We start from the raw sequence: 14,033 nt of genomic DNA on the forward strand, positions 1-14,033 counted from the left end.
ACGAAACAACTTAGACCTTTGAAAACTGAACAAAGTAAGACGAACCAAATGTGTAGGATGACTCAACAAGGTTGAGTCGAATAAGCAAGAAAGTGAATAATTATTCGCTAGCAAAAACTAATGAGCTTCAAGCATCATTTTATATGAGAGTTTGATCCTGGCTCAGGACGAACGCTGGCGGCGTGCCTAATACATGCAAGTCGAACGCACGAAGTTGAAGAGCTTGCTCTTTAACCAAGTGAGTGGCGGACGGGTGAGTAACACGTGGGTAACCTGCCCATTAGAGGGGGATAACATTCGGAAACGGATGCTAATACCGCATAGTTTCAGGAATCGCATGATTCTTGAAGGAAAGGTGGCTTCGGCTACCACTAATGGATGGACCCGCGGCGTATTAGCTAGTTGGTGAGGTAATGGCTCACCAAGGCAATGATACGTAGCCGACCTGAGAGGGTGATCGGCCACACTGGGACTGAGACACGGCCCAGACTCCTACGGGAGGCAGCAGTAGGGAATCTTCCGCAATGGACGAAAGTCTGACGGAGCAACGCCGCGTGAGTGAAGAAGGTTTTCGGATCGTAAAACTCTGTTGTTAAAGAAGAACAAGGATGAGAGTAACTGCTCATCCCCTGACGGTATTTAACCAGAAAGCCACGGCTAACTACGTGCCAGCAGCCGCGGTAATACGTAGGTGGCAAGCGTTGTCCGGATTTATTGGGCGTAAAGCGAGCGCAGGCGGTTCTTTAAGTCTGATGTGAAAGCCCCCGGCTCAACCGGGGAGGGTCATTGGAAACTGGAGAACTTGAGTGCAGAAGAGGAGAGTGGAATTCCACGTGTAGCGGTGAAATGCGTAGATATGTGGAGGAACACCAGTGGCGAAGGCGACTCTCTGGTCTGTAACTGACGCTGAGGCTCGAAAGCGTGGGGAGCAAACAGGATTAGATACCCTGGTAGTCCACGCCGTAAACGATGAGTGCTAAGTGTTGGAGGGTTTCCGCCCTTCAGTGCTGCAGCTAACGCATTAAGCACTCCGCCTGGGGAGTACGGCCGCAAGGCTGAAACTCAAAGGAATTGACGGGGACCCGCACAAGCGGTGGAGCATGTGGTTTAATTCGAAGCAACGCGAAGAACCTTACCAGGTCTTGACATCCTTTGACCACTCTAGAGATAGAGCTTTCCCTTCGGGGACAAAGTGACAGGTGGTGCATGGTTGTCGTCAGCTCGTGTCGTGAGATGTTGGGTTAAGTCCCGCAACGAGCGCAACCCTTATTACTAGTTGCCAGCATTTAGTTGGGCACTCTAGTGAGACTGCCGGTGACAAACCGGAGGAAGGTGGGGATGACGTCAAATCATCATGCCCCTTATGACCTGGGCTACACACGTGCTACAATGGATGGTACAACGAGTCGCAAGGTCGCGAGGCCAAGCTAATCTCTTAAAGCCATTCTCAGTTCGGATTGTAGGCTGCAACTCGCCTACATGAAGCCGGAATCGCTAGTAATCGCGGATCAGAACGCCGCGGTGAATACGTTCCCGGGTCTTGTACACACCGCCCGTCACACCACGAGAGTTTGTAACACCCGAAGCCGGTGAGGTAACCTTTTAGGAGCCAGCCGTCTAAGGTGGGATAGATAATTGGGGTGAAGTCGTAACAAGGTAGCCGTATCGGAAGGTGCGGCTGGATCACCTCCTTTCTAAGGAATATTACGGAAATCCCACACATTCGTTTTTACTTTGTTCAGTTTTGAGAGGTCTAACTCTCAAAACGATTCATCTCTATTCATTAGAGGTCAATCACATTTTGTTCTTTGAAAACTGGATACTGTTTAAAAAGTAATTAAAGTAAGAAACCGAGAAAATACCGCGTTTTAAATAAGTTTTTTAATTAGTTCTTATCGTAAGATAATGAATAAAATCATTGACTAACATCATGAGATTCCTTCGGGAATACCATCGATAAAAATTTTGTGCTAATGCGAAGCAATTCGAGGAAATGAGTGTTTGAGAAACGGAGCGTACTAGCGTACGTGAGTATCACAAAACACGAAATTAACGAAGAAGTGTGAAGTAGTAGTGCCAAAATTAGGTTAAGTTAATAAGGGCGCACGGTGGATGCCTTGGCACTAAGAGCCGATGAAGGACGGGACTAACTCCGATATGCTTTGGGGAGCTGTAAGTAAGCTTTGATCCAAAGATTTCCGAATGGGGGAACCCAGCATTTTTTATAGAATGTTACTGCTAGCTGAATACATAGGCTAGTAGAGGTAGACGCAGAGAACTGAAACATCTAAGTAACTGCAGGAAGAGAAAGAAAATTCGATTCCCTGAGTAGCGGCGAGCGAAACGGGAAGAGCCCAAACCAAAGAGCTTGCTCTTTGGGGTTGTAGGACACGACATTAAGAGTCATAAATGAGTTTTGTAGAAGAAGCGATCTGGAAAGGTCCGCCGAAGAGGGTAAAAGCCCCGTAATCGAAACAAAGTTCACTCTGTTGTGTATCCTGAGTACGGCGGAACACGAGAAATTCCGTCGGAATCCGCGGGGACCATCCCGCAAGGCTAAATACTCCTTAGTGACCGATAGTGAACCAGTACCGTGAGGGAAAGGTGAAAAGAACCCCGGAAGGGGAGTGAAAGAGCTCCTGAAACCGTGTGCTTACAAATAGTTAGAGCCCGTTAATGGGTGATAGCGTGCCTTTTGTAGAATGAACCGGCGAGTTACGATTACATGCGAGGTTAAGTTGATAAGACGGAGCCGTAGCGAAAGCGAGTCTGAATAGGGCGAATGAGTATGTGGTCGTAGACCCGAAACCAAGTGACCTACCCATGTCCAGGTTGAAGGTGCGGTAATACGCACTGGAGGACCGAACCCACGTATGTTGAAAAATGCGGGGATGAGGTGTGGGTAGCGGAGAAATTCCAATCGAACTTGGAGATAGCTGGTTCTCTCCGAAATAGCTTTAGGGCTAGCCTCGGAATTAAGAATCATGGAGGTAGAGCCACTGTTTGGACTAGGGGCCCTTCTAGGGTTACCGAATTCAGATAAACTCCGAATGCCATTGATTTATATCCGGGAGTCAGACTGCGAGTGATAAGATCCGTAGTCGAAAGGGAAACAGCCCAGACCACCAGCTAAGGTCCCAAAGTTACTATTAAGTGGAAAAGGATGTGGGGTTGCTTAGACAACTAGGATGTTGGCTCAGAAGCAGCCATCATTTAAAGAGTGCGTAATAGCTCACTAGTCGAGTGACCCTGCGCCGAAAATTTACCGGGGCTAAATAGTACACCGAAGCTGTGGATAGAACCTTAGGGTTCTATGGTAGGAGAGCGTTCTAAGGGCGTCGAAGCTAGACCGTGAGGACTAGTGGAGCGCTTAGAAGTGAGAATGCCGGTATGAGTAGCGAAAGACGGGTGAGAATCCCGTCCACCGTATGACTAAGGTTTCCTGGGGAAGGCTCGTCCTCCCAGGGTTAGTCGGGACCTAAGCCGAGGCCGATAGGCGTAGGCGATGGACAACAGGTTGATATTCCTGTACCAGTTTCTTTTGTTTGAACAATGGAGGGACGCAGGAGGCTAAGAAATGCGCACTGTTGGATATGTGCGTCTAAGCAATGAGTCTTGAGGTGAGTTAAATGCTTGCTTCTGTACGGACAAGTTGTGATGGGGAGGGAAATTACAGTACCGAAGTTTCTGATGTCACACTGCCAAGAAAAGCTTCTAGTTAGAAAGAAATTGCCCGTACCGCAAACCGACACAGGTAGTCGAGGAGAGTATCCTAAGGTGTGCGAGAGAACTCTCGTTAAGGAACTCGGCAAAATGACCCCGTAACTTCGGGAGAAGGGGTGCTGATCGAAAGATCAGCCGCAGTGAATAGGCCCAAGCGACTGTTTATCAAAAACACAGGTCTCTGCAAAATCGAAAGATGACGTATAGGGGCTGACGCCTGCCCGGTGCTGGAAGGTTAAGAGGATTGGTTAGCTTCGGCGAAGCTAAGAATTGAAGCCCCAGTAAACGGCGGCCGTAACTATAACGGTCCTAAGGTAGCGAAATTCCTTGTCGGGTAAGTTCCGACCCGCACGAAAGGCGTAACGATTTGGGCACTGTCTCAACGAGAGACTCGGTGAAATTATAGTACCTGTGAAGATGCAGGTTACCCGCGACAGGACGGAAAGACCCCATGGAGCTTTACTGCAGTTTGATATTGAGTGTTTGTACAGCTTGTACAGGATAGGTAGGAGCCATAGAAGTCAGGACGCCAGTCTTGATGGAGGCATTGGTGGGATACTACCCTTGCTGTATGACCACTCTAACCCTAGCCACTAATCGTGGCTGGAGACAGTGTCAGACGGGCAGTTTGACTGGGGCGGTCGCCTCCTAAAGAGTAACGGAGGCGCCCAAAGGTTCCCTCAGAATGGTTGGAAATCATTCGTAGAGTGTAAAGGCAGAAGGGAGCTTGACTGCGAGACCTACAAGTCGAGCAGGGACGAAAGTCGGGCTTAGTGATCCGGTGGTTCCGCATGGAAGGGCCATCGCTCAACGGATAAAAGCTACCCTGGGGATAACAGGCTTATCTCCCCCAAGAGTCCACATCGACGGGGAGGTTTGGCACCTCGATGTCGGCTCATCGCATCCTGGGGCTGTAGTCGGTCCCAAGGGTTGGGCTGTTCGCCCATTAAAGCGGTACGCGAGCTGGGTTCAGAACGTCGTGAGACAGTTCGGTCCCTATCCGTCGCGGGCGCAGGAAATTTGAGAGGAGCTGTCCTTAGTACGAGAGGACCGGGATGGACACACCGCTGGTGTACCAGTTGTTCTGCCAAGAGCATCGCTGGGTAGCTATGTGTGGAAGGGATAAACGCTGAAAGCATCTAAGCGTGAAGCCCCCCTCGAGATGAGATTTCCCATCACGTAAGTGAGTAAGACCCCTGAGAGATGATCAGGTAGATAGGTTGGAAGTGGAAGTACAGCGATGTATGGAGCGGACCAATACTAATCGGTCGAGGACTTAACCAAGAAATAAACGGTGAAGAACGTTTCCAAAACAATTACTTTTTAAACAGTTCCAGTTTTGAGAGATCAAACTCTCTACAACTAAATAATTGAATCGCAGTTTAGTGTCGATGTAACCATCAACCTAAACAAGCATTTTTTATCAAATTGCAAGCTAATCAAGGATGTAACTGAGCGAACCCCGGAATGCACTAGTGTGCATGAAGAGTGGAGTAAAGGAAACAGACGCAGAGTAGCGCCGCAAGTTGTAAAAAAATTGTGTGGTAGCGATAGCGAAAAGGATACACCTGTTCCCATGCCGAACACAGCAGTTAAGCTTTTCAGCGCCGAGAGTAGTTGGGGGTTTCCCCCTGTGAGGGTAGGACGTTGCCACGCAAGATTCAATATTATTCCGCAATAGCTCAGTTGGTAGTAGCGCATGACTGTTAATCATGATGTCGTAGGTTCGAGTCCTACTTGCGGAGTTACATAGAAAGATTGTCTATGGAAAAAGATAATGATTGTTTGAGATTTATTTAGAATCTGGAGAGTTGTCCGAGCTGGCCGAAGGAGCACGATTGGAAATCGTGTAGGCGGTGAAAACTGTCTCAAGGGTTCGAATCCCTTACTCTCCGTATCTGAAATTTTATTTAGGCCCGTTGGTCAAGCGGTTAAGACACCGCCCTTTCACGGCGGTATCACGGGTTCGATTCCCGTACGGGTCATTTAAGCAGTATCTGGGGGTTTAGCTCAGTTGGGAGAGCATCTGCCTTACAAGCAGAGGGTCAGCGGTTCGAGCCCGTTAACCCCCATTAGTTTATCTTTAAGTTATTGATTTGAGGGTAAATTAAATGTGACGTAACACAAATTCATTTTTTGGTCTGGTAGTTCAGCTGGTTAGAATGCCTGCCTGTCACGCAGGAGGTCGCGGGTTCGAGTCCCGTCCAGACCGCCATATTTTTAAAAATTAAATAGATTACCTATAAAAATGGCTCAGTAGCTCAGTTGGTAGAGCAATGGATTGAAGCTCCATGTGTCGGCAGTTCGATTCTGTCCTGCGCCACCATTTTTGGAGGGGTAGCGAAGTGGCTAAACGCGGCGGACTGTAAATCCGCTCCTTCGGGTTCGGCAGTTCGAATCTGCCCCCCTCCACCATTTTTTTTTATAGTTAATTAAATCTTTAGGGGTATAGTTTAAAGGTAGAACAGTGGTCTCCAAAACCATTAGTGTGGGTTCAATTCCTGCTACCCCTGTCATTTATAATGAAATTTAATATGATGGCGATTGTGGTGAAGTGGTTAACACAGCGGATTGTGGTTCCGCCACGCGTGGGTTCGATTCCCATCAGTCGCCTTTTCTATTTTTATTATTAAATGAATTCATGGCGATTGTGGTGAAGTGGTTAACACAGCGGATTGTGGTTCCGCCATGCGTGGGTTCGATTCCCATCAGTCGCCTTTTGTATTATTATTGGGCTATCGCCAAGCGGTAAGGCAACAGACTTTGACTCTGTTATGCGTTGGTTCGAATCCAGCTAGCCCAGTTAGTAAAAGATGCAGAAATGCTTATTTTTTACTTTAAAATTAAATTTTATATAATGGCGGTATAGCCAAGTGGTAAGGCAGAGGTCTGCAAAACCTTCATCACCGGTTCAAATCCGGTTACCGCCTTTATCTTTATAAAGTTTAATATAAGTTACTTTCTTGCCGGCGTGGCGGAATTGGCAGACGCGCTGGACTCAAAATCCTGTGCCCGCAAGGGCGTGCCGGTTCGACCCCGGCCGCCGGTATACTAGTAGTATCAACGTTTCTAACGATTCGTTGGTGCTTTTTTTTGCATTTTTTTTAAAATTAGTCACTAAAAAATCACTAATCTAGAAAAAATCATCTAGTGGATCGCTGACACTTTTTTGTTTATTAGGGTACAAATGGGAATAAGTGTCTATTGTAGTCGTTATACTTGAGTGTCCTAAGCGTTCCTTAATAGTATCGTATTCTTCTCTACCATTGCTTAGATTGATTAATAAAGCCACATGAGAGTGTCTCAAATCGTGTATGCGAATTACTTTGATATGAGGACTCTTTTTTAAATAGTATTTAAATTTTTTATGCACCATATCTTTATTGGTAGCCTTTGGTTGAAATTGATAAACTTGAGTATTGTTATCAACTGTCATTAGATAAGATTCTAAAATATGTTGTTGTTTTTCTTTCCAGAAAAATAATTCATCTACAAGTTTTCTATTGATAGTAATACGTCGAATTGATGCTTTTGTTTTTGGTTCACTAATTATTGTTTCACCTCTAATTATACTAGTTGTTTTAGTAACATTAATTTCTCCAGTAGCAAAATTAATGTCATTCCAAGTAAGAGCCAATGCTTCACCGATTCTCATCCCAGTAAAAAATAGAGTAGTGAATAAATATTTATAGTGTTTGTCTTTATCCTCAATACTATTGATAAAATCTTTATACTCGGTAATAGTCCAAAATTGCATTTTCTTTTTATCGACTTTTAATTTTTTTAAATGCAAACAAGGATTATCAGTTATAAGATCAACCTTAATTGCTGAGTCAAATATTTTTTTGAGGAGTATCATGATTTTATTTACTGTATTGTTTGAAAGTTTTTTTTCATTTGATTGAAGATAGTCCCTAAATTTAATAATATCATCACGTTGAACTTTCTTTATAGATGAATGTTCAAAATATGGTTGAATATGGGCTTTAAAATTATACTGTTGGGTAGATACGTATGATTGCTTTGCATCCTCTTTAATGTTTTCTTTTAACATTAGGTTAAATAAATTATCTATAGTTAAATTATCACTTTTAGAAATATCATTTAATTTGAAAAGTCGAGCATTCATTTCAATTTGAATTGCTTCCTCTTTAGTGCTTATATTTTTCTTTTGAAATCTTTTTTGTTTATTTGTAATAGGATCGAAGCCGTTAGAGACATCAACCATATATTTACCATTTTTATCTTTTCTAATTACCATTAAAACTCTCCTTCGAACGTATGTTTTTTGTATTCTTTAAAAAAAGAATCATCCAATTTTAGAGTTTCAAATTTTAATTCCACCAATTCATAACATAAATTAAAATAGTTAGAAATATCTTTTATTGTGAAACTCTCTAAGTAAATAAATTCTTCTAATAACATATTATCAGTTAATAGTAACTCAGAAGCAAATAAATTTGCTTCTTTTTCTATCTTATCCTCAAAATATAAACTATTGCTGTTAAATTCAAAGCAGTTCATATTCTTGTGTAAAAAATAATGTGCTAGTTCGTGTGCTATAACCATGTCAATTTCAGATTCATTCTCAATATTGTGATTAACGTGGATGATGTATCTGTTATTGTAAAATTGTAAAAAACCTTTTACATTTCCTAAGTTGGATTTTAAAAGGATAATCCCTAAGTAATCTATAATTCTAGTAACGTTATTTGAATTATAGAACTTGATGATTTCATTTGCTTTATCTTTCATTTTTAAATGAATACAGTCAATAAATATCAGTCCTTTTTCTTCATATCGTCTACAGTTCTCATTGCGTTTTTCATAGCGATCTTTATTAGTCTAGCAGTTTCTTCATCGAAATTATCGTCTTTCAAGAATAATAATGTATTTTCTTGTTTCAATTCTTCTATAGTAGAGTTAACTGTTTGTTCAAGTTTTGTCTTTGAAGTATCCTGTCTACCTAATAAGTAATCAGAAGTCACACCAAAAAAATCAGCTAATATATTAATAGTTTCAGGAGTTGGTTGTATTTTGTTACGTTCGTATGCAGAAATTGTACTTTGTTGTAAATGTAGTAAATCTGCTAACTCTTTTTGTTTTAAATCTTTATTTTCTCTTAATTGTTTTAAGCGTGTAGCAAAATTCATTAGAAAAAACTCCTTTCTACAAAGTTATAATATCATTAAAAATGCTTTTAAATGGTTATATATTTAAAATAATCGTTTAAAGTGTTGACAAACAATTTTAAATCGTTTATCATATGATTATAAGTTGTTAATCAATAGTTAAAACGATTAAAAATAGTTTTTAAGGAGGATATTTATGAATCAATTTTTAAATGCTAAAGAAGTAGCTGAAATACTTGGTAGAAGCGAGAACACAGCAAGAATTAGAATCAAAGCATTGAATGCTGAACTTGTAAAACAAGGGAAAAGAGTTGAAAGAGGGTTAGTGAATAAAAAATTCTTTTTTGAAAAATACGGAATTGAAGAACCAGTAAGTCTTTAAAGCAAGGAAAACTTGCTTTAATAAAGCACCTTATGAATAAGATGTTTTGTTAAAACAAGTTTATAGAATCTTATTATTAGAACAAATTACAATACGAGATTCTTTATAATTTGTATATGTTCTTTGAAAATAAAATAGCCGATACATTGAGAACAATGTAACGACCATAATAAAAACTCGACACTTTTATTATACAGGAAGTTATAGTTTTACTCAATAGGTAACAGCTAGGCACTGTTGAAAAACTGCTAGGGAGAGAAACCCTAATGGTGGTAAGCTCATTCCACCGTTACATATATAGCTTATAAAGCTAATATTAATAAACATTGTTCATTCGGATTCAAGTATTACGAATTAAAATAATACAAATTTATTGTCCCTACGTATTCATGTATTGAATTAAAATAATACAAGATATTTTCAACTATGTTATAATTAAGAAATAATAATAAAATTATAAGAGGTGTAAAAATGAAATTTGATAAGTTGAATAAAAAATGGTTGGTTGGTAGTATTTGTGCAGTTGCATTGCTACTAGGGGGTGGCTTAGTTTATGCTAATGCTACTAATAAGCAACAAGAAAAAGAATCTGCACAAGCTGAAATTGCTTTAAGAGAAAGCACAATTAAAGACGTTGAAAAATCTGTGATAGCCCTTTATTCAAATGATAAAAAAGAGGATTTTGCAAAAGATTTAACGAATCAAAAAATTAATGATGTAAAAATTGAAGTTAAAAAAATTGATGATAAAAAAGTAAAAGAAAAATTGAATACCGAACTTAAACAACTAGAATTTATGTTGGAGACAAAAGGTACTATTCAATCATTTTTACCTAATGATATATTAAAAGATGATGTCACGGCTGATAATGTAAATACTTTAGGTAAAAAATATGATGAATCATTAAGCTATAATAAAAAAATTACTGAGAAAAAGAAACCAACGCTTGAAGAAATTAGTAAGCAATTTAACGAGATAAAATCGGCTAATGATAAAACAAATTTATTATTTTTAGATGAATCTAAAGAACAACTGGCTGAAAATGTAACTCAAGAAGATATCGAGAATGTTGAAAATCTAATCAAAGTAATAAAAAATGAAAAAGCTAAATCAGAAATTACAGTTAATTATGAGAAGGCATTTACCATTTATTGGGCTAAAGAAGATGCGAAAACAAGTGAAGAAAAAGAGGGAGAATCTAAATCAGAAGAAACTACTGCTGTAAGTGAAACGAAAGCTAATTCGGGAACTTCTGAAAATACTACTACTAATACAACTGGTTCTACTGGTAATACTGGCGGTGAAACTCAAGGTGGGAATGCTCCAGTTGCTCAAGGTGGCATTGAAGGGCTAATTGCTCAAAGTCCAACGGCAAGTTATGCAGATCAAATTGTTGCAGTTGTTGCCTCTGGTGCAAGTGCTCAAGTATATTTATTTGAAAAAAATGGTAGTCAATGGAATACTGTACTATCTACTGGCGGAATGGTAGGGAGTGAAGGAGTAGGGCAAGCTAGCGAGTATAGAAGTGCTACACCTAAAGGTTCATATGGTTTAAGTTTAGCATTTGGCACAGGTGGAAACCCAGGAGCTTCATTACCATACCGTCAAATTACTCCTAATAGCTATTGGATTTCAAATGTAAATGACCCACAATATAATACGTGGCAAGAACGTCCTAGCTCGGATAGTTCCGATGAACATTTAGCTAGTTACTCTCAACAATATCAATATGCTATAGCATTGGATTATAATGGCGGTGTTGGTGGCGGTTCTGCATTCTTTTTACATGTAAGTAACGGTGCTCCAACTGCGGGATGTATAGCTGTTCCTTTGGGAATTATGCAACAATTAATTACTCGTATCCATGGCGGCGCTAGAATTATTAATGTTAATTCTGAGGCTGAACTAGCAAGCTACTAATTAAATATACTAAACTATTCAAGACTTAACGAGCTATCATTCGTTAAGTCTTTTTTTGTTGCCAAAAATAGGAGGAATAACATGAAAATACCTGTTGAATTAAGTGCTAGAGAAGAGGATATGCTTGATGATTTAAACCGTTGGAACAAAATTTCTTCAAAAAAAAATGAACTTGAATATACCGAAGTTTCTGATTCCTTAAGGTTACGGATAGCACTTGAATATTATTATGATAGTCACAAAAAAATGGGTGCTTGGATAGATGATTGGGGAAAAAATAATTAACTTTAGATACTTAATTGAAGGGAGGTGATTCACTTGGTGTAAGTAGTTAGCAATTTTTTAGTAACAGCTGTCAAAAAAAATAGAAAGAGAGATGAAGAAATGAAACAAACCAAATTAAAAAATAAAGTAATTAACTCAGTTTTAACTCTAGGTATGGTTTGCGGGAGCTTGCTTCCAACTACTGCAGTCTTTGCTGAGGGGATTGAAAAACTTGCTCCAGTAAAACATACAGTTAGTATTTTAGAAAAAGATGTCACATATCTTAAAAGTGATATTGATGGCTTCACACCTGTACGAATGGTTGACCGTTTAAGGGATGAAAATGGGGCTATTAAGTTTTGTATTAACTTTGATTTACCAAGTCCAAACGGCTTAGAATATGAGAGTTATGAGCAATTGGATAATGCTACAACCTATTTAATGGATGCTTATACAAATGGCAATTCTAATTTGACAGGAGATAAAGCAATTGATGAATATATTGTACAAGCGGCAATTCACAATATTAAATCACCCGAATCTTTTTCTCTGGATCGCAACTTTGTAGATGATTATGGTATTTTACCAAGAATAAAAGCATTAAAAGCAGAAGCGTTAAATGCTCCCGCTCCAAGTATTCCAGTATTTGAAAATAAACTATCATTTGATAAAGCTAGTTTATCATTTGAACTCGTTGGTGAAGAATACGTAAGTGATTACGTTGTTACTAATCTAAAAGGAAATGTAGTCTCAACATCTAAGATTGTAGAAAATGCAACACCGAACACTAAATTAATTGACGAAAATGGCAATGAAGTTGTTTCTTTTTCTGATGGTACAAAATTTAAAATGGTGATACCAGAGGCAGAATTAGAAGGGCAAGCATTAACTCCGAGTGTAACAGCGAAAGGAAGTTTTACTAATGCTTACAATGTAGCTGTAAGATATGGCGGGCATGCGGGCTTTCAAGATGTTGCTTCTTATGAGTTGAAAGAGTTCTCAGAAGACAAACAGGAGGCTATTTCGGGCGAAATTGAGGCGGTGAAAGGTTCTGTTAAGTTTATTAAAAAAGGAACGGATGAAAAGTTACTTGATAATGTGCAATTTAAAATTTTAGCTTCTGATGGGGTTACAGTTGAAAAAGAAATTGTTACAGAAAATGGAGAAGGTGAAGCTTCTGGACTAGCCTATGGCGTTCATTATCTAGTCGAAACTGGAACGTTAAGCAGTTATGTTTTAAACGGTGAAAAAATTCCGTTCACTATTAATCATAATCAAGAAGTTATTGATTTAGGTACGATTTATAATAAATTGAAAACAGGTAAAATTGCAGTTCACAAAGTAGATGAAAATGGAAAACCTTTAGCTAATGCAGAATTTACTAAAACAGATAATGAAGGTATTACAGAAGTGAAAACTACAGATGAAAGTGGACTAGTTGAATTTGATATTGAAGCAAACAATGTTTACTCAGTTGAAGAAACAAAAAATCCGCTAGGTTATATCGGAGCGTTTTTACAAGAAAATATTACCGTTGAAGATGATAACCAAGTATTTGAATATACGGTTGCAAACACACTTAAAACAGGTAAAATCATTATTCACAAAGTGGATGAAAATGGTAAAGCTTTAAAAGATGCAGAATTTACTAAAACAGATAGTGAAGGTATTACGGAAGTGAAAACTACGAATGAATCTGGATTAGTTGAATTTGATATTGAAGCAAACAATATTTATTCAGTAGAAGAAACAAAAAATCCTTTTGGGTATACTGGAACGTTTTTACAAGAAAATATTACGATTGAAGAAAACGGACAAGCGTTTGAGTACACTGTGAAAAATACAAAAGATAAAATTATTGAAAAAACAATCATTAAAGAAACGGTTAAAACTGAAAAATCAACGTTCCCACAAACTGGCGAAAAAGCAAACCAACTTGCTTTAATTTGTGGTCTATTTGTCATGATTGCGGGAGTATCAATCTATTTGAGTAAAAAGAAAATAGCACAAAAAAATAAAAATTAAAGGTGGAATTTAAACATGAAAGTATTAATGACGAAAGAAATTATTGAAAAAGCACTAGGAGCTGAAGGCGAAATTTTATTTATTGGGAGTAAAACATCGGCTCTATATGAAAATCAACAAAAGGTTGCGGACGTTGGAAGTGTAACATGTGATATTGGAGCGCCGCTTTATCGAAATGCTACGCAAGAAGGGGCAAGTATTCAAGTCAAAATTGATAATGTGGATAAAAGACCTAATGTAAAACCAATGAAACCAATTAAATTTATTAATCTAGTGTACGATCCATATGCTTCTGTAGCAACTGGTAATAATCCTCGTGGCGTATTAATTGACCGCTTTAGTTGTGATGGTGTAGAAGCTTTGAATCCTCAAGACCGCCTATATGATGAAACTACAGGTGAAATTTTAGGTGCTAAGCCAGTTGAAGCAAACAGTCAAAAAGTTAATGATAAAAAGTAATAAAATCTTTGTAACTAACTGGGTAATCATGAGGCGACTGGGGAGTGTGAGGGGAGGCATGCCCCTCTAGTATTTTGTATAAAAGTAAGTTGATGAAGTTTTGAATGTGTACAACGGTTTTGCTCCTT

Annotated in this window: 8 protein-coding genes, 13 tRNA genes and 3 rRNA genes; 21 read left to right on the top strand and 3 right to left on the bottom strand. The window is 39.1% G+C overall.

Annotated elements, in window-relative coordinates; all coding sequences use genetic code 11:
- The first annotated feature begins 139 nt into the window (after positions 1-139).
- The 16 genes from BR77_RS16020 (at position 140) to BR77_RS16095 (ending at position 6,772) form a co-directional block, all read left to right on the top strand.
- Positions 140-1,694: ribosomal RNA gene (locus tag BR77_RS16020) — 16S ribosomal RNA — on the top strand.
- 391 nt (positions 1,695-2,085) lie between these two features.
- Positions 2,086-5,007 (top strand): 23S ribosomal RNA (locus tag BR77_RS16025).
- 256 nt (positions 5,008-5,263) lie between these two features.
- A 5S ribosomal RNA gene (gene rrf / locus BR77_RS16030) occupies positions 5,264-5,379 on the top strand.
- Together the 16S, 23S and 5S rRNA genes with 13 tRNA genes alongside form the textbook arrangement of a ribosomal RNA operon.
- 15 nt (positions 5,380-5,394) lie before the next feature.
- Positions 5,395-5,468 (top strand) — tRNA-Asn (locus tag BR77_RS16035).
- Between the two features lie 60 nt (positions 5,469-5,528).
- Positions 5,529-5,618: transfer RNA gene (locus tag BR77_RS16040), tRNA-Ser, on the top strand.
- A gap of 18 nt (positions 5,619-5,636) precedes the next feature.
- Positions 5,637-5,708, top strand: a tRNA-Glu gene (locus BR77_RS16045).
- 14 nt (positions 5,709-5,722) lie between these two features.
- Positions 5,723-5,795 (top strand) — tRNA-Val (locus BR77_RS16050).
- Positions 5,796-5,861: 66 nt separating this feature from the next.
- Positions 5,862-5,938, top strand: a tRNA-Asp gene (locus BR77_RS16055).
- A gap of 35 nt (positions 5,939-5,973) precedes the next feature.
- Positions 5,974-6,049: transfer RNA gene (locus BR77_RS16060), tRNA-Phe, on the top strand.
- Positions 6,050-6,054: 5 nt separating this feature from the next.
- A tRNA-Tyr gene (locus BR77_RS16065) sits at positions 6,055-6,138 on the top strand.
- A gap of 27 nt (positions 6,139-6,165) precedes the next feature.
- A tRNA-Trp gene (locus BR77_RS16070) sits at positions 6,166-6,236 on the top strand.
- A 27-nt stretch (positions 6,237-6,263) separates the two neighbouring features.
- A tRNA-His gene (locus BR77_RS16075) sits at positions 6,264-6,336 on the top strand.
- A 31-nt stretch (positions 6,337-6,367) separates the two neighbouring features.
- Positions 6,368-6,440, top strand: a tRNA-His gene (locus BR77_RS16080).
- A gap of 14 nt (positions 6,441-6,454) precedes the next feature.
- Positions 6,455-6,526: transfer RNA gene (locus BR77_RS16085), tRNA-Gln, on the top strand.
- A gap of 56 nt (positions 6,527-6,582) precedes the next feature.
- A tRNA-Cys gene (locus tag BR77_RS16090) sits at positions 6,583-6,653 on the top strand.
- 35 nt (positions 6,654-6,688) lie between these two features.
- Positions 6,689-6,772: transfer RNA gene (locus BR77_RS16095), tRNA-Leu, on the top strand.
- 84 nt (positions 6,773-6,856) lie between these two features.
- Here the strand turns inward: BR77_RS16095 and BR77_RS16100 are convergent.
- From BR77_RS16100 to BR77_RS16110, 3 genes are read right to left on the bottom strand one after another with little or no spacing between them, the layout of a single operon-like run.
- The gene (locus tag BR77_RS16100; protein ID WP_035065737.1) at positions 6,857-7,984 is read right to left on the bottom strand and encodes a tyrosine-type recombinase/integrase; all 1,128 of its coding nucleotides are present in this window, start codon (positions 7,982-7,984) and stop codon (positions 6,857-6,859) included.
- The gene (locus BR77_RS16105; protein WP_035065740.1) at positions 7,984-8,478 is read right to left on the bottom strand and encodes an ImmA/IrrE family metallo-endopeptidase; all 495 of its coding nucleotides are present in this window, start codon (positions 8,476-8,478) and stop codon (positions 7,984-7,986) included. Before BR77_RS16105 ends, BR77_RS16100 begins: the two co-directional genes overlap by 1 nt.
- Before the next feature lie 26 nt (positions 8,479-8,504).
- Positions 8,505-8,876 (bottom strand): helix-turn-helix domain-containing protein, encoded by a 372-nt coding sequence (locus BR77_RS16110; protein ID WP_035065743.1) that lies wholly within the window; start codon positions 8,874-8,876, stop codon positions 8,505-8,507.
- A gap of 175 nt (positions 8,877-9,051) precedes the next feature.
- Between BR77_RS16110 and BR77_RS16115 the strand changes: the two genes are divergently transcribed.
- The 5 genes from BR77_RS16115 to BR77_RS16135 all read left to right on the top strand — a co-directional run bounded on the left by BR77_RS16115 (position 9,052) and on the right by BR77_RS16135 (position 13,905).
- A complete protein-coding gene (locus BR77_RS16115) occupies positions 9,052-9,237 on the top strand; it encodes a hypothetical protein (protein ID WP_035065746.1) in 186 nt (61 codons plus the stop codon).
- A gap of 471 nt (positions 9,238-9,708) precedes the next feature.
- Positions 9,709-11,157 carry a toxin Cry1Ac domain D-VI-related protein gene (locus BR77_RS18420; protein ID WP_051926775.1) on the top strand — a complete coding sequence of 483 codons (1,449 nt, stop codon included), beginning with the start codon at positions 9,709-9,711 and terminating at the stop codon, positions 11,155-11,157.
- An 81-nt stretch (positions 11,158-11,238) separates the two neighbouring features.
- The gene (locus BR77_RS16125) at positions 11,239-11,442 is read left to right on the top strand and encodes a hypothetical protein (protein ID WP_035065749.1); all 204 of its coding nucleotides are present in this window, start codon (positions 11,239-11,241) and stop codon (positions 11,440-11,442) included.
- A 99-nt stretch (positions 11,443-11,541) separates the two neighbouring features.
- Positions 11,542-13,446: a SpaA isopeptide-forming pilin-related protein gene (locus BR77_RS18425; RefSeq protein WP_051926777.1), complete on the top strand. Its 1,905-nt coding sequence runs from the start codon at positions 11,542-11,544 to the stop codon at positions 13,444-13,446.
- A gap of 15 nt (positions 13,447-13,461) precedes the next feature.
- A complete protein-coding gene (locus tag BR77_RS16135) occupies positions 13,462-13,905 on the top strand; it encodes a hypothetical protein (RefSeq protein WP_035065753.1) in 444 nt (147 codons plus the stop codon).
- Positions 13,906-14,033 lie beyond the last annotated feature (128 nt).

Origin of the sequence: Carnobacterium maltaromaticum DSM 20342 (assembly GCF_000744945.1) — a bacterium.
GTDB lineage: Bacteria > Bacillota > Bacilli > Lactobacillales > Carnobacteriaceae > Carnobacterium > Carnobacterium maltaromaticum.